Source organism: Celeribacter sp. PS-C1 (assembly GCF_019429625.1).
In the GTDB taxonomy this organism is placed as follows: Bacteria; Pseudomonadota; Alphaproteobacteria; order Rhodobacterales; family Rhodobacteraceae; genus Celeribacter.
Window position 1 is genome coordinate 204,838 of record NZ_JAHXRW010000005.1, and the last position, 21,178, is coordinate 226,015.

The 21,178-nt window shown below is 59.5% G+C and carries 21 protein-coding genes; 14 read left to right on the plus strand and 7 right to left on the minus strand.

Annotated features, from left to right (window positions below):
* Positions 1 to 21: 21 nt before the first annotated feature.
* The 3 genes from J5Y17_RS09680 to J5Y17_RS09690 are packed head-to-tail and all read left to right on the plus strand — an operon-like array spanning position 22 to position 3,826.
* Positions 22 to 1,119 (plus strand): microcin C ABC transporter permease YejB, encoded by a 1,098-nt coding sequence (locus J5Y17_RS09680; RefSeq protein WP_219785038.1) that lies wholly within the window; start codon positions 22 to 24, stop codon positions 1,117 to 1,119.
* Positions 1,116 to 2,222 carry an ABC transporter permease gene (locus J5Y17_RS09685; RefSeq protein ID WP_219785039.1) on the plus strand — a complete coding sequence of 369 codons (1,107 nt, stop codon included), beginning with the start codon at positions 1,116 to 1,118 and terminating at the stop codon, positions 2,220 to 2,222. The genes J5Y17_RS09680 and J5Y17_RS09685 overlap by 4 nt, the downstream gene beginning before the upstream one ends.
* On the plus strand, positions 2,219 to 3,826 hold the full coding sequence (locus J5Y17_RS09690; protein ID WP_219785040.1) for an ABC transporter ATP-binding protein: 1,608 nt from the start codon (positions 2,219 to 2,221) through the stop codon (positions 3,824 to 3,826). The genes J5Y17_RS09685 and J5Y17_RS09690 overlap by 4 nt, the downstream gene beginning before the upstream one ends.
* Before the next feature lie 84 nt (positions 3,827 to 3,910).
* Here J5Y17_RS09690 and J5Y17_RS09695 read toward each other — a convergent pair whose 3' ends face one another.
* The gene (locus J5Y17_RS09695; RefSeq protein ID WP_219785041.1) at positions 3,911 to 5,506 is read right to left on the minus strand and encodes a D-alanyl-D-alanine carboxypeptidase family protein; all 1,596 of its coding nucleotides are present in this window, start codon (positions 5,504 to 5,506) and stop codon (positions 3,911 to 3,913) included.
* A 175-nt stretch (positions 5,507 to 5,681) separates the two neighbouring features.
* A complete protein-coding gene (locus J5Y17_RS09700; RefSeq protein ID WP_219785042.1) occupies positions 5,682 to 6,389 on the minus strand; it encodes an HAD family hydrolase in 708 nt (235 codons plus the stop codon).
* A gap of 136 nt (positions 6,390 to 6,525) precedes the next feature.
* On the opposite strand from J5Y17_RS09700, the gene clpS reads away from it, so the two are divergent.
* From clpS to J5Y17_RS09715, 3 genes are read left to right on the plus strand one after another with little or no spacing between them, the layout of a single operon-like run.
* Positions 6,526 to 6,852 carry an ATP-dependent Clp protease adapter ClpS gene (gene clpS / locus J5Y17_RS09705; RefSeq protein WP_219785130.1) on the plus strand — a complete coding sequence of 109 codons (327 nt, stop codon included), beginning with the start codon at positions 6,526 to 6,528 and terminating at the stop codon, positions 6,850 to 6,852.
* An 18-nt stretch (positions 6,853 to 6,870) separates the two neighbouring features.
* Positions 6,871 to 7,845, plus strand: coding sequence for a methyltransferase (locus J5Y17_RS09710; RefSeq protein WP_219785043.1), 975 nt, complete (start codon positions 6,871 to 6,873; stop codon positions 7,843 to 7,845).
* Positions 7,846 to 7,875: 30 nt separating this feature from the next.
* Positions 7,876 to 8,688, plus strand: coding sequence for an SDR family NAD(P)-dependent oxidoreductase (locus J5Y17_RS09715; RefSeq protein ID WP_219785044.1), 813 nt, complete (start codon positions 7,876 to 7,878; stop codon positions 8,686 to 8,688).
* Positions 8,689 to 8,691: 3 nt separating this feature from the next.
* Here J5Y17_RS09715 and J5Y17_RS09720 read toward each other — a convergent pair whose 3' ends face one another.
* Positions 8,692 to 9,066, minus strand: a complete 375-nt coding sequence (locus tag J5Y17_RS09720; protein WP_219785045.1) for a hypothetical protein — start codon at positions 9,064 to 9,066, stop codon at positions 8,692 to 8,694.
* 127 nt (positions 9,067 to 9,193) lie between these two features.
* Here J5Y17_RS09720 and hemF point away from each other — a divergent pair, with 127 nt between their 5' ends.
* On the plus strand, positions 9,194 to 10,087 hold the full coding sequence (gene hemF / locus J5Y17_RS09725; RefSeq protein WP_219785046.1) for an oxygen-dependent coproporphyrinogen oxidase: 894 nt from the start codon (positions 9,194 to 9,196) through the stop codon (positions 10,085 to 10,087).
* Between the two features lie 5 nt (positions 10,088 to 10,092).
* Positions 10,093 to 10,701 (plus strand): LysE family translocator, encoded by a 609-nt coding sequence (locus J5Y17_RS09730; protein ID WP_219785047.1) that lies wholly within the window; start codon positions 10,093 to 10,095, stop codon positions 10,699 to 10,701.
* Here the strand turns inward: J5Y17_RS09730 and hemE are convergent, their stop codons facing one another.
* The gene (gene hemE, locus J5Y17_RS09735) at positions 10,702 to 11,736 is read right to left on the minus strand and encodes a uroporphyrinogen decarboxylase (protein ID WP_219785048.1); all 1,035 of its coding nucleotides are present in this window, start codon (positions 11,734 to 11,736) and stop codon (positions 10,702 to 10,704) included.
* Between the two features lie 114 nt (positions 11,737 to 11,850).
* Between hemE and hemC the strand changes: the two genes are divergently transcribed.
* On the plus strand, positions 11,851 to 12,795 hold the full coding sequence (gene hemC / locus J5Y17_RS09740; RefSeq protein ID WP_219785049.1) for a hydroxymethylbilane synthase: 945 nt from the start codon (positions 11,851 to 11,853) through the stop codon (positions 12,793 to 12,795).
* A gap of 3 nt (positions 12,796 to 12,798) precedes the next feature.
* Here the strand turns inward: hemC and J5Y17_RS09745 are convergent, their stop codons facing one another.
* Both J5Y17_RS09745 and hemN read right to left on the minus strand, forming a co-directional pair.
* Positions 12,799 to 14,193, minus strand: coding sequence for an FAD-binding oxidoreductase (locus tag J5Y17_RS09745; RefSeq protein WP_219785050.1), 1,395 nt, complete (start codon positions 14,191 to 14,193; stop codon positions 12,799 to 12,801).
* Positions 14,194 to 14,304: 111 nt separating this feature from the next.
* Positions 14,305 to 15,660 (minus strand): oxygen-independent coproporphyrinogen III oxidase, encoded by a 1,356-nt coding sequence (gene hemN, locus J5Y17_RS09750; protein ID WP_219785051.1) that lies wholly within the window; start codon positions 15,658 to 15,660, stop codon positions 14,305 to 14,307.
* 66 nt (positions 15,661 to 15,726) lie between these two features.
* Between hemN and fnrL the strand changes: the two genes are divergently transcribed.
* The gene (gene fnrL, locus J5Y17_RS09755; RefSeq protein WP_219785052.1) at positions 15,727 to 16,467 is read left to right on the plus strand and encodes a transcriptional regulator FnrL; all 741 of its coding nucleotides are present in this window, start codon (positions 15,727 to 15,729) and stop codon (positions 16,465 to 16,467) included.
* Between the two features lie 68 nt (positions 16,468 to 16,535).
* Here fnrL and J5Y17_RS09760 read toward each other — a convergent pair whose 3' ends face one another.
* Positions 16,536 to 17,375 (minus strand): universal stress protein, encoded by an 840-nt coding sequence (locus tag J5Y17_RS09760; RefSeq protein WP_219785053.1) that lies wholly within the window; start codon positions 17,373 to 17,375, stop codon positions 16,536 to 16,538.
* A 365-nt stretch (positions 17,376 to 17,740) separates the two neighbouring features.
* On the opposite strand from J5Y17_RS09760, the gene ccoN reads away from it, so the two are divergent.
* The 4 genes from ccoN to ccoP are packed head-to-tail and all read left to right on the plus strand — an operon-like array spanning position 17,741 to position 21,146.
* A complete protein-coding gene (gene ccoN, locus J5Y17_RS09765) occupies positions 17,741 to 19,336 on the plus strand; it encodes a cytochrome-c oxidase, cbb3-type subunit I (protein WP_219785054.1) in 1,596 nt (531 codons plus the stop codon).
* A 15-nt stretch (positions 19,337 to 19,351) separates the two neighbouring features.
* Positions 19,352 to 20,077 (plus strand): cytochrome-c oxidase, cbb3-type subunit II, encoded by a 726-nt coding sequence (gene ccoO, locus J5Y17_RS09770; RefSeq protein ID WP_219785055.1) that lies wholly within the window; start codon positions 19,352 to 19,354, stop codon positions 20,075 to 20,077.
* 11 nt (positions 20,078 to 20,088) lie between these two features.
* The gene (locus J5Y17_RS09775; protein WP_219785056.1) at positions 20,089 to 20,268 is read left to right on the plus strand and encodes a cbb3-type cytochrome c oxidase subunit 3; all 180 of its coding nucleotides are present in this window, start codon (positions 20,089 to 20,091) and stop codon (positions 20,266 to 20,268) included.
* On the plus strand, positions 20,265 to 21,146 hold the full coding sequence (ccoP, locus tag J5Y17_RS09780) for a cytochrome-c oxidase, cbb3-type subunit III (RefSeq protein WP_219785057.1): 882 nt from the start codon (positions 20,265 to 20,267) through the stop codon (positions 21,144 to 21,146). Before J5Y17_RS09775 ends, ccoP begins: the two co-directional genes overlap by 4 nt.
* Positions 21,147 to 21,178 lie beyond the last annotated feature (32 nt).

Sequence of the window (21,178 nt, forward strand, 5' to 3'; positions counted from 1 at the left end):
ACAATCCGGTAAGGACGCTTCATGGGAGCCTATATTCTACGGCGTTTGCTGCTGATCATTCCGACGCTGATCGGGATCATGGTGGTGAACTTCGCGCTGACGCAATTCGTGCCGGGCGGTCCGGTCGAACAGGTGCTTGCCAATTTGCAAGGCGAAGGGGACGTGTTCGAGACGATCACGGGCGGTCAGGCCGATGCTGGGTCGACGAATGCGGCGGACAATGGGGCTTATCAAAGCGAATACGCTGGCGCGCGGGGACTTCCGCCCGAGTTTATCGCCGATCTCGAACGGCAATTCGGCCTCGACAAACCTCCGCTCGAGCGCTTTCTCACGATGATGTGGAATTACATGCGGTTCGACTTCGGGGAGAGCTATTTCAAATCCGAGGGGGTGCTTGATCTCGTCTGGGACAAATTGCCCGTGTCGATCTCTTTGGGGCTTTGGGCGACGCTGATTTCCTATCTGGTCTCCATTCCTTTGGGCATTCGCAAAGCCGTGAAGGACGGGTCGAAATTCGACACATGGACCTCCGGCATCATCATTGCCGCCTATGCGATCCCGAGCTTTCTGTTCGCGATCATGCTTTTGGTGCTCTTCGCAGGCGGCTCCTATTGGCAGATTTTCCCGCTGCGCGGCCTGACGTCTCCTGATTGGGATCAGATGTCCTTGCTGGGCAAGATCGGTGACTATTTCTGGCACATCACCCTTCCGGTTCTGGCCTCTGTGATTTCGTCCTTCGCGACGCTCACGCTTTTGACCAAGAACTCCTTCCTTGATGAAATCCGCAAACAATATGTGGTCACCGCCAAGGCCAAGGGCCTGCCTGAATCTCGCGTCCTCTACGGACACGTTTTCCGCAATGCGATGATGATCGTGATCGCGGGCTTTCCGGGGTTGTTTCTGGGCGTGTTCTTCGGCGGATCGGTGATCATCGAGACGCTCTTCTCCCTCGATGGCTTGGGCCGTCTGGGCTATGAGGCTGCTCTCGCGCGGGACTATCCGGTGATCTTCGGCACGCTGTTCTTCTTTGGCCTGATCGGTCTGTTGATCGGCATTCTGTCGGATCTGATGTACGTCTTTGTCGACCCGCGGATCGACTTTGAGCGGAGGGACACATGAAGATGTCCGAACTCAATCGCCGTCGCTGGCGGAATTTCAAATCGAACCGCCGCGCGTATTGGTCGCTGATCATTTTCTCGATCCTCTTCGGTCTGTCGCTCTTTGCCGAGTTTCTGGCCAATGACAAACCGATCCTCGTGCAATATCGCGGCGGCTATTACATGCCGATCTTTAAATTCTACCCGGAAACCGAGTTCGGCGGCGATTTCAGGACCGAAGCCGTCTATCGCTACCCCGAGGTGCAGTGCCTGATCGAGACCGGCGGCATGGTCGACTGTTTCGATGATCCCGAGGCCTATCTCGAAGACGCCCAAGATGGCGTGGTCAATGGCGAAGAGATCGAGAAAGGCTGGATGATCTGGCCGCCCATTCGTTATTCCTACAACACGCAGGTCGAAGGACCGGGGGCCGCGCCTTCGCCGCCGACGCGGCAGAACTGGCTGGGCACGGATGACACCAAACGCGATGTCGTCGCGCGGGTGATCTACGGCTTCCGCCTGTCGATTTTCTTCACCCTCGTGGTCTCCATTGTCTCCTCGCTCATCGGCATCATCGCCGGTGCGATCCAAGGCTTTTTCGGCGGACGCACCGATCTCATTTTCCAGCGTGTGCTGGAGATCTGGGGCGCGATGCCCGCGCTCTATGTGATCATCATTCTCTTCGCCATTCTGGGACGAAGTTTCTGGCTGTTAGTCTTTGTCACCATTCTCTTCGGCTGGACCGCGCTTGTTGGCGTTGTGCGGGCCGAATTCCTGCGCGCACGGAATTTCGAATATATCCGGGCGGCGCGGGCCTTGGGCGTTGGCAACTGGACGATCATGTTCCGCCATATGTTGCCCAATGCGATGGTGGCGACACTGACCATGCTGCCCTTCATCGTGACCGGCAACATCGGCATGCTGGCCTCTCTCGACTTTTTGGGCTTTGGCCTGCCGTCCTCTGCGCCCTCTCTCGGCGAGTTGACGCTTCAGGCGAAACAAAACCTTCAGGCGCCTTGGCTCGCCTTCACCGCCTTTTTCACCTATGCCATCATGCTCTCGCTTCTGGTCTTCATTTTCGAAGGCGTGCGGGATGCGTTTGACCCGAGGAAGACCTTTCGATGAGCCTTTTGGAATATGAGGACCTGCGGGTCGGCTTTCGGCAGGATGGCCAGGTGGTCGAGGCTGTCAAAGGCGTGTCTTTCTCGGTGGAGAAGGGCGAAACCGTCGCTTTGGTCGGCGAATCCGGTTCCGGCAAATCGGTGACGGCGCTGTCTTGTGTGAACCTCTTGCCTGATACGGCCGTCACCAGTGGCTCGATCACCTATCAGGGGCAGGAGCTTGTAGGTGCCTCTGAGAATGAACTGCGCAAACTGCGCGGCAATGACATCAGCTTTATCTTTCAAGAGCCGATGACCTCGCTGAACCCGCTGCACACGCTGGAAAAACAGCTCTCCGAAGTGCTGCTCATTCACCATGGCATGACGGGTGTGGCCGCACGTGAGCGGGTAATCGAGCTATTGAAACAGGTTGGCATCCACGAACCGGAAAGCCGTCTCAAGGATTACCCGCACCAGCTTTCTGGCGGTCAGCGTCAGCGGATCATGATCGCGATGGCGCTCGCGAACCGCCCTGAATTGCTGATCGCTGATGAGCCGACGACCGCGCTCGATGTGACCATTCAGGCGCAGATTCTCGAACTTCTGGCCGAGCTGAAACAGAGCCTCGGCATGTCGATGCTCTTCATCACCCACGACCTGAACATCGTGCGCAAATTCGCCGATCGGGTCTGTGTCATGAAGAATGGAGAGATCGTCGAGACCGGTGTGACGAAAGAGATTTTCGACAATCCGCAACACCCCTACACGCAGATGCTTTTGGCCGCCGAGGCCTCCGGTCATCCCGATCCCGTGCCTGCAGAGGCCGAAGTCGTGGCCGAGACCAAAGACCTGCGCATCTGGTTCCCGATTCAGCGCGGCTTTCTGCGTAAAACGGTGGGTTATGTGAAGGCGGTGAACGCCGCCACGCTTTCGGTCCGTGCGGGCGAAACCGTGGGTATTGTGGGCGAATCCGGGTCGGGCAAAACGACTCTGGCGCTCGCGATGATGCGACTGATTTCCTCGCAAGGGCCTGTGGTGGTTCTGGGGCAGGACATTCAAGGTTGGTCCAATCGCCAATTGCGCCCGTTGCGCGCCGATATGCAGATCGTGTTCCAAGACCCCTACGGCTCGCTGTCGCCCCGCATGACGGTGGCACAAATCATCGCCGAGGGGCTTGGCGTGCACCATGTCGAAGGCTACGCCTCCGTCGAGGCGGCGGTGATCGACATCATGCGCGAGGTTGGCCTCGATCCCGAGACCCGGCATCGCTACCCGCACGAATTCTCCGGCGGTCAGCGTCAGCGCATCGCCATTGCCCGAGCGATGATTCTGCGCCCGCGTTTGGTGGTCTTGGACGAACCGACCTCTGCGCTCGACATGACAGTGCAGGTGCAGATTGTGGAGCTGCTGCGCAAGCTGCAGGTGAAACACAAACTGGCTTATCTGTTCATTTCGCATGACCTGCGTGTGGTACGCGCGCTGTCGCATCAGGTGCTTGTGATGAAGCGTGGCGATGTGGTCGAGATGGGCACGGCGGAAGAAATTTTCGAGACTCCGAAAGAGGCCTATACCAAGGCGCTTGTGAGTGCTGCGCTCGATCTGAAGGTGGAAGAGGGCGCGGGCGTCTGACACCGCTCCTCTTCATGTTCCGGACGTAAAAAAGGCGACCTGCAAGGGGCGCCTTTTCGCATTCTATGAAGTGGTTTCGGACGCTTAAGACGGGCCAACCGTCGAGCATTCCGTGCCGCGCGCCTCAAGGCGACGACAGGTCATCGCGGCCATATCCTCCGTCATGCCGAGGAAATTCGCGTCAAAGCCACGGTTGGTCCGCACCACCTTGCGCAGCGCGCCGTCGAGCATTTCGATCTCCGTCAGAGCGGTTTTCAAGAGCTCCTTGCGGGCGGCATATTCGGAATTATACGTCCCGATGTTGATCCCCCAATAGCGGTTGCCGGAGGTCGAGATCCGCGTGACGATTTCTGGTGCGATCTCCGGGGTCACGGTCGAGGCCACAGTGGTCTCAGGCGTGAGCACAGCAGCGGTCGGCTCGACAGAGGCGAGTTGGATCCGCTCCGGACGGGGCAGGGGGGAGATGCTGGGCGCGGCCGGGGCACTGATCGGCACAATCGACGGTGTCGGAGCCTGCTGCGCACGCGCCGTTTCCGCCAAAAGCGTGGTGGCCTCATCCGCAGCGCTGGTCGCTGCGGCCAAAAGGGCGGCCTCTTCCTCGGCTTTGGTCAAAGCATTGAGCACATCATCCGAGGCGGCGAGGAGCATTTCCTCCTCCTCCGGGGCCAGGCCTTGAATAGGACGCGGTTTTGGCAGCGGGCTGGACGTCATCTTGATGTTCACGCGAATGACCTTGGAGGCTACACGCGGGTCGTCTTGGGTGCCAGCGACCATGACGGCGCCGCCGACCTTGCCCAGATAGGGCGGTTTGGCGGGTTTCGAGACGGCGACACGGTTGGGCGCACGTTTAAAGCCCAAGTCCATAAGCTCGGCCACTTTGGCATTGCGCGACACGGTGGAGCGCCCGCCGAATACGGTGGTGATGATGCGCTCGTCGCCACGATGCGCCGAAGCCACGAGGTTGAACCCGGCGGCGGAGGTGTAGCCGGTTTTGATCCCATCCGCACCGGCGTAGGAGTTCAGGAAGCGGGTGTTGGTGTGGTTCACGGTGCGCACGCCGGCATCGGCGGTCTGACGCGAGAAGATGTTGTAATATTCCGGGTAGTCGTAGAACAGGTGGCGCCCCAGAACGGTCATGTCACGGGCGGTCGACAGGTGACCTGCCTCGGTCAGACCATGCGCGTTCTTGAACGTCGTGCGCGACATGCCAAGCTCCTTGGCAGTGCGGTTCATCCGGCGGGCAAATGCGGCTTCGGAGCCTTCGATCGCCTCGCCAATCGCGGTTGCGGCATCGTTGGCGGATTTCACGGCTGCGGCGCGAATGAGGTAGCGCAGCTTGATTTTCTGACCCGGCTTGAGCCCAAGTTTCGACGGCGGCTCAGCAGCGGCGTTGCGCGATACGGTGACCAGATCGTCGAGGCCGATCTCGCCATGCTCGACCGCCTCGAAAGCGATGTAGAGCGTCATCATTTTGGTGAGAGAGGCGGGATGCAATCGCGTGTCGGCGTTGGTGGCATGCAGCACCTTGCCGTTGCGGGCATCCATCACGAGGGCCGCATATTCGGCCGCCATGGCGCGAGAGGTCACAGAGACCATCATCGCGAATGCGATTAGTAGGAGAGGAAAAATACGCCCTGAAACGGCACGCAGGACACCCCGCGCTTGCACGTTGCTCTTCATGATAACTCTGCCTCGTCATGCCGGATCATTTCGCCCAGCTTATAAAAGTAACGGTAGCACAAGCTTTGGTCCGAGAAAACAATGAATTTTCAAGGGTTTTCAGGGGGTGCAGACTTGCAACGCCAAATGTGGTGTTCCGGGTTTGCTAAAATACCAAATCAGGCCCTGTTCCGGCTTAAGTTTTTTGAATCGTCTCAATCAGGGCGGGCAATTCGGTCAAGCGCGGCAATTCGTGAAAGCGCGGATGTCCCGTCGGCGCCTCGGCATGTTCGATTTCCCAGGTGAAATTATGCGGCACAAAAACGCCCCAAGCGCCGGCCTCAATGGGCGGAATGACGTCGGATTTCATCGAATTCCCGACCATCATGGCGCGCTCGGGGGCGACATTATGGCGGGCGAAGATGGTGCTGTAGACGGCGGGCGTCTTGGCGGAGACCACCTCGATCCCATCGAAGAGATCGCCCAGTCCGGATTGTGCCAATTTGCGTTCCTGATCCAAAAGATCGCCTTTGGTGACCAAGAGAATCTCATAGTTCTCGGCCAGCGCGCCGACGGTTTCTTCGACGCCCTCAAGCAAGTGAATCGGATGGCGCAGCATCTCTTGCCCCGCCGAAATCAATTCCTGAATCACGGAGGCAGGCACGCGTTCCTCGGTCACCTCGATGGCGGTTTCGATCATCGACAGAACAAATCCTTTGATGCCGAATCCGTAGGCCCCAAGGTTGCGACGCTCGGCGGCCAGAAGCCGCTCAGAAAGATGATCCGGCTCGGTGAAGTTCGCCAAAAGGGCGGCGAAACGCTCCTGTGTGATGCGGAAAAACTGTTCGTTTTCCCAGAGCGTGTCGTCGGCATCAAAGGCGATCGTGGCGAGTTTTTCGGTCATCCGGTTGGCGCTCCTTTACCGGTTTGGGCATAACGCTCTTTATTCATGCGCAAAAGGGGCTATATATCGGCAAAGGCAAACCCAAATCCACGATAGGCGACAATCGGAGGCCCGAGTGATCCTCGCACCGCAGATGATGGCTGACAATGACGACCGTTCGGATGAGGACGGCGAAGTCGGACTTGCGCTCAAACCCAAGCCCAAGACAAAGCGCCCGCCGCTCTACAAAGTCATGTTGCTCAACGACGATTACACGCCGATGGAATTTGTCGTGCTGGTGCTGGAGCGGTTCTTCGGAATCGGCCATGCGCAGGCGACAGAGATTATGTTGACCGTGCACAAAAAGGGCCTCGCCGTGGTCGGTGTATTCCCGCACGAGATCGCCGAGACCAAGGTCACGCAGGTTATGGATTTTTCCCGCCGCCATCAGCATCCGCTGCAATGCACCATGGAAAAGGAATAGGCGTTTCGCCTTTCGGACATGGTGTCTCCGCGTCTCTCCCTTCTGCTAGACGGAGCCGTCCCGGCCCGTGTCGTGGTCTATCGACCGCGCTCCGACGCTGATCTTTCCGCGCTAAAAGGTGCTGAGGTTCAGATCGTGCAGGGGTTCAAACCCGATGTCGACGCCTTCAAAGCACAAGGCTATGAGGTTGTGACCGAAGCAGACGGTCAATTCGATCTCGCCATCATCGCTGTGCCGCGCGCCAAGGCGGAAGCTCGTGCCTTGATTGCAGATGCCGCCCTGCGCGCGGATCAGGTCATTGTCGACGGCCAAAAGACCGACGGCATCGACAGCATTTGGAAAGACATCAAGAAACGGGTCGAGACGCAGGTCGTCTCCAAAGCGCATGGCAAGGCGATCCGTTTCTCGGGAGGTGACTTTTCAGATTGGGCCAATCCCGGCCCGCTGCACCTGATCGAGGGCTTCACCACCCGTTTGGGCGTGTTCTCCGTCGACCGTATCGACAAGGCGTCCGAGGCGCTGGCCGAGGCTTTGCCCGCGAAACTTCCGGCGCGTATCGCCGATCTCGGCGCGGGCTGGGGCTATCTGTCCCGCGCGATTTTGACGCGCGAAGGTGTGAAAGAGCTACATCTGGTCGAGGCCGAAGCCGCCGCGATTGCCTCTGCCAAAGACAATATCACGGACGACCGCGCGCAGTTCCATTGGGAAGACGCTACCAAATTCAAGCCGCCGCATCTTTTGGACGCGGTGATCATGAACCCGCCGTTTCACACCACGCGGGCGGCCGATCCGGCACTGGGTCAGGCCTTTATCACGGCGGCGGCAGGCATGCTCACGCCGCAGGGCCAGCTTTGGCTGGTCGCGAATCGACAGCTGCCTTATGAGGCAACACTTGCCTCACTCTTTGGCACGGTCGATGAGATTGCCGTCACGGGTGGTTTCAAATTGCTTCACGCTGCGAAACCCCTTCGCAGGGCCGCCACAAAGCTTTAGTCTCGGCGCTAACACAACAGGGAGTCTCTGATGAGCTTTTCGATTGAGGGCAAGGTGGCCATCGTCACAGGTGCCGCCAATGGCGTCGGTCTTTCCGTGGCACGGCATTTTCTGGAGCAAGGCGCCTATGTGATGTGTGCCGACATGGACGAGGCCAGCCTGATCGCCGAATACGGTGAAGAGGCGGAGGCCGAAGAGACCAAACTGGCCTATTTCGCCGGGGATTTGCGTCAAAAGCTCACCATCGCGAATCTGCTGTCTGCGACGATTGATGCCTTTGACGGGGTCGACATCCTCGTGAATGCCTCGCGTCAGGTCTTGATGAGCGATCCGCTGTCCGTCGAAGAGGACAATGTCGCCGATCTGCTTGAACAGAACCTGATGACTTCGCTGCGCCTGACGCAACAGGTGGCGAAGTGGATGATCAAGAATTCTGAGAAATCCGAGGATGAGGAAGGCTTGGTCGGCTCCATCGTCAACCTGTCGTCCATCGCGGCGCGGCGGTGTCAGCCGGAGCTTCTGGCCTTTTCCATTTCCTCGGCGGCGGTCGATCAGATGACACGTGCCATGGCGGTGTCACTAGCGCCGCATCGGATTCGCGTGAACGCTGTGGCTTTCGGGTCGGTGATGAGTTCGAGCCTTAAGGATATGTTGGCCGAAAACCCCGATTACCGTGGCGAGATCGTGTCGAAAACACCTTTGGGGCGCGTCGCCCCCGCCTCGGAAGTGGCGGAGACGGTGCAATATCTCACGTCGGATTGTTCGGGCTTCATGACAGGGCAAATCCTGACGGTGGACGGTGGCCGGACCCTTGTGGATCCGGTGCTTGCGCCCACGCACTGAGCCTTATTCAGGATACTGGATCTTACAGGAGTCGATGGCGGCCTGTGCCTGAACCGAAAGTTGCGCCTCTTTCTTTTTGAGAGCGGCGAGTTTCGCGGCCTCGGCATCAAGGTCGATGGATTTCGGCACGCGGCGCGTCTCGATGTCAGGTTCACGGCAGAAGATCGCTTTGCCCTCATCCGTGGTACCACAGCGCCGGATGTCATAGTCGACATACTGCTGTTCGACCAAGGCGTAGCCACGCGACAGATTGCCTTCGGCTTCAGCGATAAAGCCCTGCACCTGACGCAAATCTTTCGTGGCGCGCGAGATGCACATCTGTTGTTCAGAACAGGCCGCGAGCAGCGGAACAATGGCAAGGGGAATGAGCCAACGCATAACAAGTCTCCTTTTGACGTTACACGCTACCATAGCGCCTTTCCGTCGCAGGGGAAGGGAACTTGCCGCCGCCACAGGATTGCTGTTACCTCTGGCATGCTGCGCAGAAAGATAAGGACCACGCCCGATGAGCCACGACATGACGACCGAAAAACAGCGTGCCAGCGCTTGGTTTCGTAGCCTGCGCGATCAGATCGTCGCGGCCTTTGAGGCATTGGAAGACACTCAGCTGAGCGGTCCGTTTGCAGGGCAGTCTGCGGGGCGGTTCGAAGCGACCGAGACGCAGCGCGAGTCGGAGGACGGCTCAGACGCGGGCGGCGGTCTGATGTCCGTCATGCGCGGCGGACGCGTCTTCGAGAAGGTCGGCGTCAATGTCTCCACCGTCTACGGCACTCTGGGAGAGCGTGCGCAAATGGCGATGGCCGCGCGCAAAGGCTTGCCGGGGATGAAGGACGATCCGCGCTTTTGGGCGGCGGGCATTTCCTTGGTCGCTCATATGCAGAACCCGCATACGCCCGCCGTGCACATGAACACGCGGATGTTCTGGACGCCACATGGCTGGTGGTTCGGTGGTGGCTCCGATTTGAATCCGTGCATCGAATATGACGAGGATACGGCGGCGTTTCATGCGGTGCAAAAAGAACATTGTGATCGCCATGACCCGGAATACTACCCGCGCTTCAAAGCTTGGGCGGACGAGTATTTCTACATTCCGCACCGAGGTCGTGCGCGCGGGGTCGGGGGCATTTTCTACGACGATCTCAACACAGGCGACTGGGAAAAGGACTTTGCTTTCACCCAAGACGTGGGCCGCGCCTTCCTTCCGGCCTTCCTCGGCGTGACAGAAAAGCGCAGGGACACACCGTGGTCGGAGGCGGACAAGGAGCGCCAACTCGTCCATCGTGGCCTCTATGCCGAATATAATCTTGTCTATGATCGGGGCACGAAATTCGGGCTCGAGACCGGGCACAACCCGGATGCGGTTTTGATGTCTCTGCCGCCGATGGCGAAATGGGTGTGATCTGAATGTTCGGCGAGGGGCTCTGGGCTTTTCTTCTGACCTCTGTGGCGATTGAGGCGACGCCGGGGCCGAACATGGCCTATCTCATCGTTTTGGCCGCGATCGAAGGACGCCGTGCAGGCTATGCCGCGGTCGCAGGTGTCGCACTTGGGTTGTTGATCGTCGGGGTACTCGCGGCGATGGGGGTGGCGGCTTTGATCTCTGCTTCGCCCCTGGCGTTTCAGGTGCTCAGATGGGCTGGCGTCGCCTATCTTTTGTGGCTGGCCTATGATGCCTGGCGTCCGGAAAAGGCGGAGCCCAACGCTTTCGCTGGCAAGCATGCACGCTATTTTCGGCGCGGATTGATCGTCAATCTGCTGAACCCGAAGGCGGCGGTGTTTTATGTGGCGATGCTGCCGCAATTCGTCTCGCCGGGCGGGCCGATCCTCGCACAGACCATGACGTTGTCGGTGATCTATGTGGCGGTGGCGACGCTTGTGCATCTGAGTTTGGTGACGCTCGCCGATCTGGCGCATGGCACTTTGACCGATCCGAAACGCCGCCAAATCGTGCGACGCGCGATGGCGCTCGCTCTGGTCGCCATCGCCGTGTGGTTCGCGTTCAAAACCGCCTGATCAGGCGGTCTCTCGCAATGTCTCAATCATCAGGCTCACGTTGTCCGGGTCCGCATCCGGTGTGATGCCGTGGCCGAGGTTGAAGATATGCGGGCCTTTTGAGAAGGCGTCGCGCACATGGCGCACCTCGTCGATCAGGGCCTGACCGCCCGTCACCATATGCGAGGATGCCAGGTTGCCCTGCACACAGCCGTCCACCTGCACATGTTCGGCGCCCCATTCGGGCGTCACAGAATTGTCGAGCGCAACACAATCAACGCCGGTTTTCTTGTGAAAGCCGATGTAGCCGTCGCCCGCTTCGCGCGGAAAACCGATCACCGGAATGTCGCCGTGACGGCGTTTCAATTCGCGGGTGATGATGCGCGCTGGCTCGACTGCGTATTTTTCAAAGGCTTCGCCCTTGAGGCTTCCGGCCCAACTGTCGAAAATTTTCACCACTTCTGCGCCTGCGCGGATTTGCATGTCTAGATATTCGATGGTCGAGACGGTAAGAAGGTCGATGACCTTCTCGAACAAGGCATTGTTGCCTTCGCGGAGCGTATGCGCAGGCCCTTGATCCGGCGTGCCACGCCCGGCGATCATATAGGTCGCGACGGTCCAGGGCGCGCCGGCGAAGCCGATGAGCGTCGTTTCTTTTGGCAGCTCGGTCGAGAGGATTCTCACGGTCTCATAGATCGGCGAGAGCTTGTCGTGGATGTCATCCTTGCCCTTGAGCTTGGCGAAATCCGCGTCTTCGGTGATGGTCGACAGGCGCGGGCCTTCGCCGGTGACGAACCAGAGATCGGCGCCCAATGCCTGCGGCAGCAAGAGGATGTCGGCAAAGAGGATCGCGGCGTCAAAGCCGAACCGACGGATCGGCTGCAAAGTCACCTCGGCGGCCAGATCGGAGTTATAGCACAGCGACAGGAAATCCCCGGCCTCGGCCCGCGTCGCGCGGTACTCTGGCAGATACCGTCCGGCCTGACGCATCATCCAGATCGGCGGCACCTTTTGCGTTTCGCCTTTCAGAGCTTTCAGGATCGTCTTGTCGGTCATCTGGGCCTCCCATTCATACTGCCCCGCACTGGTCCCTGCCTTGCGCGGATTTGTCAAGCGCACAAGGCACTTTCCCCGCTTGTCAGGCCGATCCGCCGCAGGTAAGCCTTGGCCATGACTTTGACGCTTCCGACCCCCGCTCAACCGCTGAAAATCGGCACCCGTGGCTCCCCGCTTGCGCTGGCGCAGGCCTATGAGACGCGCGCGCTGTTGATGCAGGCTTTCGATCTGCCCGAAGCGGCCTTTGAGATCGTCGCGATCTCCACGCGCGGTGATCGGGTGCAGGACCGCGCGCTGCGCGAGTTGGGCGGCAAAGGTTTGTTCTCCAAAGAGATCGAAGACCGGCTGTTGAATGGCGAGGTCGATATTGCGGTGCATTCGACGAAAGACATGTCGGTGCAACAGCCCGAGGGGCTGGTGCTCGGCACGTTCTTGGAGCGTGAAAACCCTTTTGATGCCTTCATCACATTGGATGGCAAGGCGCTCGCCGACCTGCCGCAGGGCGCGACCGTTGGGTCGTCCTCTCTGCGCCGCAAAGCGCAGTTGTTGAACAAGCGGCCCGATCTCAAGGTCGTGGAATTCCGCGGCTCGGTTCAGACCCGTTTGTCCAAACTCGAAGAGGGCGTGGCCGACGCCACCTTCCTCGCCATGGCTGGGCTCAATCGTCTGGGCTATGACGACGTGCCGCGTCAGGCGGTCAGCGCCGAAGAGATGCTCCCCGCCGTGGCGCAAGGCGCGATTTCGATTGAGCATCGCGAGGCCGACAGTGACATCGCCGAGATGCTCGCCGCGCTGCACCATGTGCCGACGGGACAGGCGATGGCCTGTGAACGCGCGTTTCTGGCCAAACTCGACGGCTCTTGTCAGACCCCGATAGCGGGTCTGGCGCAGATCGAGGGGGGCACGCTTCGGCTGCGTGGAGAGATCCTGCGCACCGATGGCTCTGAGAGCCTGATGGATGAAATCTCCGGTCCGGTTGAAGACGGCGCTGCGATGGGGATTGAACTGGCGACAAAGCTTTTGGAGCGCGCTGGCGCCGGGTTCTTTGACTGGAAATAACGCTTAGGGCAGCGTCTTTCCGGGATTCAAAATCCCTTTCGGGTCAAAGGCCGCCTTCACCGCGCGCATCATCTCCAAAGCCACCGGGTCCTTCCGCCGCCGCATCGACGGCAATTTCGACAGCCCGATGCCATGTTCGGCAGAAAAACTGCCGCGCATGTCTTTGACGATGTCCTCCACCGCTTCCATCAACGGATCGGCCAGATCATCCGTGCTCGGATAGATCGTGTAGTGAATGTTGCCGTCGCCCAGATGGGCCACGACACAGGTGCCGAAGCCGGGATCAACCGCGCGCAGCGTGGTCTCGGCGCGGCTCAGGAAGGTTTCGATCTGATCCAGAGGCAGGCAGAGGTCGTTGATCACCACCGGCTTGATCGCCACCGATATTTCCGCCGCCGCCTCGCGAATTTCCCACATTACACGGCGTTGCGCCTCGCTCTGTGCCAATGCCGCGTCGAGTACGAGGCCTTCTTCGAACATCTCGCCCAGCGTCTCTTCGAGATGCGCGCTGAGCGGCAGCTGACCGGTCTCATCGGGGGTGCAATCCCGCGCCATGGTCGAGGCGACTTCCAGGAAAATCGTATGTTCCTGATCATGGCCCAAAGGTGGGGTCAGGTCGGCGCGGAAGCGTTTCAAATTCGCCATATAGTCGCGCGGCATATACTCAAACGCCTCGACCATGCCGCCCGTGCGGGTTTGCAGCGCGTTCAAGAGATCGAGCGCGGCGGAGAGGTCCGGCACGGTGACCATGGCGGAGGCATAGGCCAAGGGCTGCGGTTCCAGTTTCAACACGGCGGCGGTGATCACGCCCAATGTGCCTTCGGAGCCGATGATCAGATCGCGCAGGTCATAGCCCGAATTGTCTTTGTGCAGCTCGCTCATGAGATCAAGCACACGGCCATCGGCCAAAACGACTTCGATGCCGAGACAGAGATCGCGGGTGTTGCCATAGCGCAGTACGTTGGAGCCGCCCGCGTTGGAGGCCAGAGTGCCGCCGATCCGCGCGGAGCCTTTCGCGCCAAAGGTCATCGGATAGGTCAGGCCATGCTCGGCGGTGGCATCGTGCAGGTTTTGCAGGATCACACCCGCCTCAACCACAGCGAGGCGGGCTTCGGGACGGATCTCGCGGATGGTTTGCATCCGGTCGAGGGAGAGGACCAAGGCACCGTCTGCTGCGGTGGCGCCGGTCAGTCCGGTGTTGCCGCCCATCGGCACCACGGGTGTGCCGGTCTCATGGCAAAGGGCCAGAATGGCGGAGACCTCTTCGGTCGTGGCAGGGCGCACCACGGCCCGCGGGGTGGTTTCATATTTCCCGACCCAATCGCGACCATAGGGCAGGGCGTCTTCGCCCGTGAGCACATGCGGCGTGATGGATTGAAGGCGGGAAATAATGTCCATGGTCGGTCTCCGGTTGTTGCACCGGGTGTCCAGTAATTCAAAGGGGAAGGCAAGGGGCGGACAGCAAAAGACCCGCCATAAGCGGGTCTTTGAATAGCCAGGGAGGGGCGGTCAAACCGCTGAGGAATGCTGTGCCTGTGTCATGTCATAGGCATCGAAATGCCGTGCGATCATGCGGGTGAGCGGCCGGGCCTCTTCGCGAATAACGATGCGCTCCGGCGAGATGTCGAGCATCTCGGGGAAGGCCTCTTGCACGCAGGTCGCAAAGGCGTCGAACCCTTCGGCGGAGAGGCCAAAATTCTGGGCCAACTCCTCCGCTTCGACGCGGAAATCGCACATCAAGGCTTCGATGATGCGGCCACGCAGGTGATCTTCCGGCGAGAACACATGGCCCTTCGCGATGGGCAGCTTTCCGGCGCGCACTTCGGCCTGATATTTCGAGGTCGAGGGCTGGTTCTGGGCATAGCCTTGCGGGTATTTTGCGATCGAAGATGCGCCAACGCCGACCATGGTCGGGCATTTGTCGTCGGTGTAGCCTTGGAAATTGCGGCGCAACTTGCCGGTGCGCAGCGCAACTTCGAGGCCGTCGCCTTTTTTCGCAAAATGGTCGATGCCGATCTCGACATAATCGTCCCAGACAAAGAGATCGCGCGCGATGTTGAACAGCTCAAGCCGCTCTTCGGGCGTTGGCAGCGCGTCGGTCGGGATCATATTCTGACGCCGCGCCATCCACGGCACATGGGCATAGCCGAAAAGCGCCACGCGGTCGGGCGACAGCGACAGAAGTTTTTGCACGCTCTCGGAGATTTTCTCCGGGCTTTGGCCGGGCAGGCCGTAGAGAATATCGGCATTGAGCGAGCGAATGCCCCGCGCGCGCAAACCGTCCACGGCGGCTTTCGTTGTCTCATAAGACTGAATGCGGCCGATGGTCTCCTGAATCTCGGGGTCGAAATCCTGTACGCCGATGGAAGCGCGGTTCATGCCCGCGGCAGCCAGCGCATCGAGACGGGCGTCGTCGATCTCGTTCGGGTCGACCTCGACGGAGAACTCATAGTCCCGGGCGAAAGGCGCGACATCGCGGATGGCGGCGGAGAGATCAGTGATCATCTCGGCTTCCAACAAGGTCGGCGTGCCGCCACCCCAGTGCAAATGCCCGATTTCAATGCCTTCGGGAAGCTGGGCCTTGATCAGCGCCAGTTCGGCTTTGAGCGTCTCGACATAGGTGGCCACGGGGCCAGCCGTGCTCGTGCCCTGCGTGCGGCAGGCGCAGAACCAGCACAGGCGCCGACAAAATGGCACATGGACATAGAGTGAGATCGGCTGTGCAGAATCTAGGGTCTTCAGCCAGCCTTTCACATCCTCCGCAGAGGTTGTGTTGCCAAAATGCGGCGCTGTCGGATAGCTCGTGTACCGTGGCACACGGGCATCGAAGAGGCCAAGCTTGCGGAGTTGCGTGTGTTTGTTCATAGGGATACGCTCTAGTGAATCATAGATTTGGCGCATTGACCCAGATCAAGAATTGCGAGCGCACAGATGAGCGACATGACATTTGACCACAAGGAATGCGGTTCCTGCCCGATCCGCCACCGTGCCGTTTGTGCGCGGTGCGAGGCGGATGAACTCGAAGAACTCGATGCGATCAAATACTATCGCTCTTACGAAGCAGGTCAGCCGATTGTTTGGTCCGGGGATCGTATGGATTTCGTGGCCTCCGTTGTAACCGGCGTGGCCTCTCTGAGCCAGGCGATGGAAGACGGACGGACCCAGATGGTGGGGCTTTTGCTGCCGTCGGATTTTCTTGGACGTCCTGGGCGCGACGCGGCGCCTTATGATGTGGTCGCGGTGTCGAACCTCACGCTCTGTTGTTTCCGCCGCAAACCGTTTGAACAAATGATGCTGCGCACGCCGCATGTCAGCCAGCGCCTGTTGGAAATGACGCTCGACGAATTGGACGCGGCGCGGGAATGGATGCTGATTCTCGGGCGTAAGACCGCGCGGGAAAAGATCGCCTCGCTCCTCGCTATCATTGCGCGACGCGAAGCCTCTCTTGAGCTGACCACCGCAGGCGATGGCATGGATTTCGAGCTGCCGCTGACGCGAGAGGCGATGGCGGATTATCTCGGGCTGACGCTTGAAACCGTGTCGCGCCAGATCTCTGCGCTGAAACGCGATGGGGTGATCACGCTTGAGGGCAAGCGCAAGGTGGTGATTCCCGATTACGACCGGCTTCAGATTGAAACCGGTGACGACACCGATGGCGGCTTGATGATCTGAGCCTCTGAGATGCGAGACATAAAAAACGCGCCCTCAGGCGCGTTTTTTTATTTTCTATCAACGAGATGTCAGTGCGACATCAGCACCGGAAGCTCGGCAAGCTCGAGCATATGCCGTGTTGCGCCACCCAAGATGGATTCGCGAAAGCGCGAATGGCCATAGGCGCCCATCACCAGCATATCGGCGTCCTTGTCGGTCAATTGCCGCATCAGAACGTCGGAAACGCGGGGCATGGTTTTCGCGAGCACGGAAACCTCTGCACGCACGCCGTGACGTACGAGCATCTGACACAGAGAGCCACCCGGGTCGGAGCGGTCGGGGCCGTGTTGCGGCGGGTCGATGATGGTGATGTCCACCAGATCGGCCTTTTGCAGGATCGGGAGCGCAGAGCGCACAGCGCCAAGAGCTTCGGCGCTTTCGTTCCAAGCCACGACCACGCGGTCGATGTTTTCGGGCACATTCACGCCATCGGGAACGACGAGCACGGGCACATGGCCGGAGAAGAGCGCGGCTTCGAGAATCTCTTCGTGTTCATGTCCGCGACCGGCACCGTAGGGACGGGGCAGGACGACCACGTCGGAGAAACGCAGGAAATGCGCGAGCTGCGGGGTCAGGCCAGCCATTTGGGCCGTCACCGGATTGGTGACCCAAGGGATCTCCTCGGCTTTGAGGTAAGCGTTGACTTCTTCCTCGATTTTTTTGCTGTCGGCCTGCGCCTGCTGCAGGTTGTCCTGCAGCGCCATGGCGTTGGTGCCAGCGTAATAAAAGCCCGGCTGCGTCCGGTCGAGACCGAGGCAGATCACGTCGAGGTGCCCCTCTTCGCGTCGGGCCAGAGCCACCGCCGCATCAAGAGCGTGACGGTCGGCGTCCATGTTGCACATGATGGTTGTGATGGTTTTGAAGGGCATGTCCGCCTCCATTCGCGTGTCTGTTGGTTCTAAACAAACCATGCGTCTGTTCGACAATCATAGCATTGATTGAGATCAACAAAAATGCCGCGATTTTCGACATACGCACGCGAGGGTTGCATTTTGCCTTTGTGAAATGGCCAAGACAGGGCAGACTTGCCCATGCGAACAGGGCTGCGACGGATGATCGCGGTTCTAGAGAGAGACTGGGAATTCTTCGTAGAAAAATCCTAAATGTGAGTGTTTTGACTCAGATCAAGGCTGGTCACAGAGATGTGAGACAAACCGCTCACTGTCGGCACCCGTGGGTCGAATGCGGGACGACTATGCCCAGAGAACAGGGCGAATGAACGAAGGGACGCAACATGTGGAACTATATTAAGCTGGCAGTGCTGGGGATCGCCGTGATTCTCTTCGGCCTTGCCGCCAACTACGGGCGTGATTTTGCCTATCAGGTGCACGCGCTCATCTTTATGGCCGCTGCAGCCATCACCTTTATTTACACCCTGCGCACGACAGGTGACGTCAAACCGGCTCCGACCGGGTATCTTGACGGCGTTGTGCGCGCCGGTGTCATCGCCACCGCCGGCTGGGGCGTTGTGGGCTTCCTCGCAGGGACGTTCATTGCCTTCCAGCTTGCTTTCCCGCAGTTGAACTTCGAGTTCCTGCAAGGATACGGCAACTTCGGGCGTCTGCGCCCTCTGCACACCTCCGCGGTGATTTTCGCCTTTGGCGGTAACGCCTTGATCGCGTCCTCCTTCTACGTGGTGCAGCGCACCTCGGCGGCGCGTCTTTGGGGCGGCAACCTCGGCTGGTTCGTGTTCTGGGGTTACAACCTCTTCATCGTTTTGGCCGCGACCGGCTATCTGATGGGGGTGACCCAGTCGAAAGAATACGCCGAACCGGAATGGTACATCGACCTCTGGCTGACCATCGTTTGGGTGGCCTACCTGCTGGCGTTCATGGGCACGATCTTTAAGCGTAAAGAAAAGCACATCTACGTCGCCAACTGGTTCTACCTGTCCTTCATCATCACCATCGCGATGCTGCACATCGTCAATAACCTGGCTGTGCCGATCTCCATTCTGGGCTCGCGCTCCGTCATGGTGATGTCCGGCGTACAAGACGCGATGACCCAGTGGTGGTACGGCCACAACGCTGTGGGCTTCTTCCTGACCGCAGGCTTCCTGGGCATGATGTATTACTTCGTGCCGAAACAAGCCGAACGTCCGGTGTTCTCCTACAAACTGTCGATCATCCACTTCTGGGCGCTGATCTTCCTTTATATCTGGGCCGGTCCGCACCACCTGCACTACACCGCGCTGCCCGACTGGGCCTCGACGCTGGGCATGGTGTTCTCTGTGATCCTCTGGATGCCTTCTTGGGGCGGCATGATCAACGGTCTGATGACGCTGTCTGGCGCATGGGACAAACTGCGCACCGATCCGGTGATCCGTATGATGGTGATCTCCATCGGCTTCTACGGCATGTCGACCTTTGAAGGTCCGATGATGTCGATCCGGGCTGTGAACTCGCTGTCTCACTACACCGACTGGACCATCGGTCACGTGCACTCCGGTGCTCTGGGCTGGAACGGTATGATCACCTTTGGCGCACTCTACTTCCTCGTGCCGCGCCTGTGGAACCGTGAGCGTCTCTACTCTCTCGGCCTCGTGTCCTGGCACTTCTGGCTCGCCACCATCGGCATCGTGCTCTACGCCGCTTCGATGTGGGTGACCGGTATCATGGAAGGCCTGATGTGGCGCGAAGTCGACAGCCAAGGCTTCCTCGTGAACGCCTTTGCCGACACCGTGTCCGCCAAGTATCCGATGTATGTGGTGCGTGCTATGGGCGGGGTGCTCTACCTCACCGGTGCGATCATCATGTGCTACAACCTCGTCATGACCGTGCGTCGCAGCCCCGTGAAAGCGGTTGAGCCTGCTGCCGTGCCGGCCGAATAAGGGAGGGTTTCGACTATGGCTCTCATTGATAAGCATAAGATCATCGAAACCAACGGGACTCTTCTCATGGTTGGCGCCCTTCTGGTCGTCACCGTGGGCGGGATCGTCGAGATCGCTCCGCTGTTCTACCTGGAAAACACCATCGAGGATGTGGAGGGCGTGCGCCCCTACTCCCCGCTGGAGCTCACCGGTCGGGAAATCTACGTGCGTGAAGGCTGTTATGTCTGTCACTCGCAGATGATCCGCCCGATGCGCGACGAGGTGGAGCGTTACGGTCACTACTCGCTGGCAGCGGAATCGAAATACGATCACCCGTTCCAGTGGGGCTCCAAACGGACCGGTCCTGACCTTGCCCGTGTGGGCGGTCGTTATTCGGACGCGTGGCATGTGGATCACCTCACCAACCCGCAATCTGTTGTCCCGGAATCGGTTATGCCGAAATACGGGTTCCTCTCCGATCGTTACATCGATGCCGAATATATCGAGGATCTGATGTCGACTCACCGGATCGTGGGTGTGCCTTACACCGACGAGATGATCGAGGTCGCGAAAGAAGACTTTGCAGCGCAGGCTGACCCGTGGGCCGACACCGATGGCCTTATGGAACGCTACCCCGGCGCTGTCGTGTCCAACTTCGACGGTCAAGACGGTATCACCGAGATGGATGCCCTCATCGCCTATATGCAGATGCTCGGAACGCTGGTCGACTTCTCGACCTTTACGCCCGACGCGTCTCGCTGAGGAGACACGAGATGGATTATCACATCCTTCGCGAATTTGCCGACAGCTGGGTGCTCTTGGCCATGTTCCTGTTCTTTGTGGGCGTCGTGTTCTGGGCGTTTCGCCCGGGCTCCCGCAAAGAACATCGTGACACGGCCGACATCATCTTCCGGCATGAAGACAAACCCGCCGAAAAGGAGGCGAGGACATGAGCAATAAGAAAGACGTGGAAACCACGGGCCACTCGTGGGACGGGATCGAAGAACTGAACAACCCGCTTCCCCGTTGGTGGCTTTACACCTTCTATCTCTGCATCATCTGGGGCATCGCCTACACCATCGCCATGCCCGCATGGCCGCTGGTCAAAGGCGCCACTGCCGGGATGCTCGGCTGGTCGACCCGCGCCGAGGTGGCCGGCAAGATCGCCTCTTTCGAGGAGATGAACGCAGCTGTGAACGCAGAGCTCGCAGCCGCCGACATCACCGCGATCGAGGTGGGCTCCGACGTACACAACTATGGTGTGAACATGGGCGCTGCCGTGTTCCGGGCCAACTGTTCGCAGTGTCACGGCTCCGGGGCTGCTGGCAACGTGGGCTACCCGAACCTGTTGGACAACGACTGGCTCTGGGGTGGCACCATCGACGAGGTTGCCTATACCGTTCAGCACGGCGTTCGTAACGAAACCGACGAAGCCCGCTACTCCGAGATGCCGAAATTCGGCGCCGACGAGTTGCTGACCGAAGAGGAAATCGATCAGGCCGTGGCCTTCGCCATGTCCCTGTCCGACCCCGAAGGCGACGGTACCAACCTCGTGGGCGGCACCTATGATGTCGACCTTGCGGCCGCTGGTGCAGAAGTCTTCGAGATCAACTGTTCCTCCTGCCACGGCGAAGACGGCACCGGCGACATCTACCAAGGTGCGCCGAACCTGACCGACGCCATCTGGCTCTATGGTGGCGATCATGACGCAGTCTATGAAACGGTCTTCAACGCCCGTTTCGGCGTGATGCCCGCTTGGGGTCAGCGTCTGACGCAAGCCGAAGTCAACGCAGCCGCACTCTACGTCCACCAGCTGGGCGGCGGTCAATAACACCGGCATCCGGGCGGCAACGTCCGGGTTGC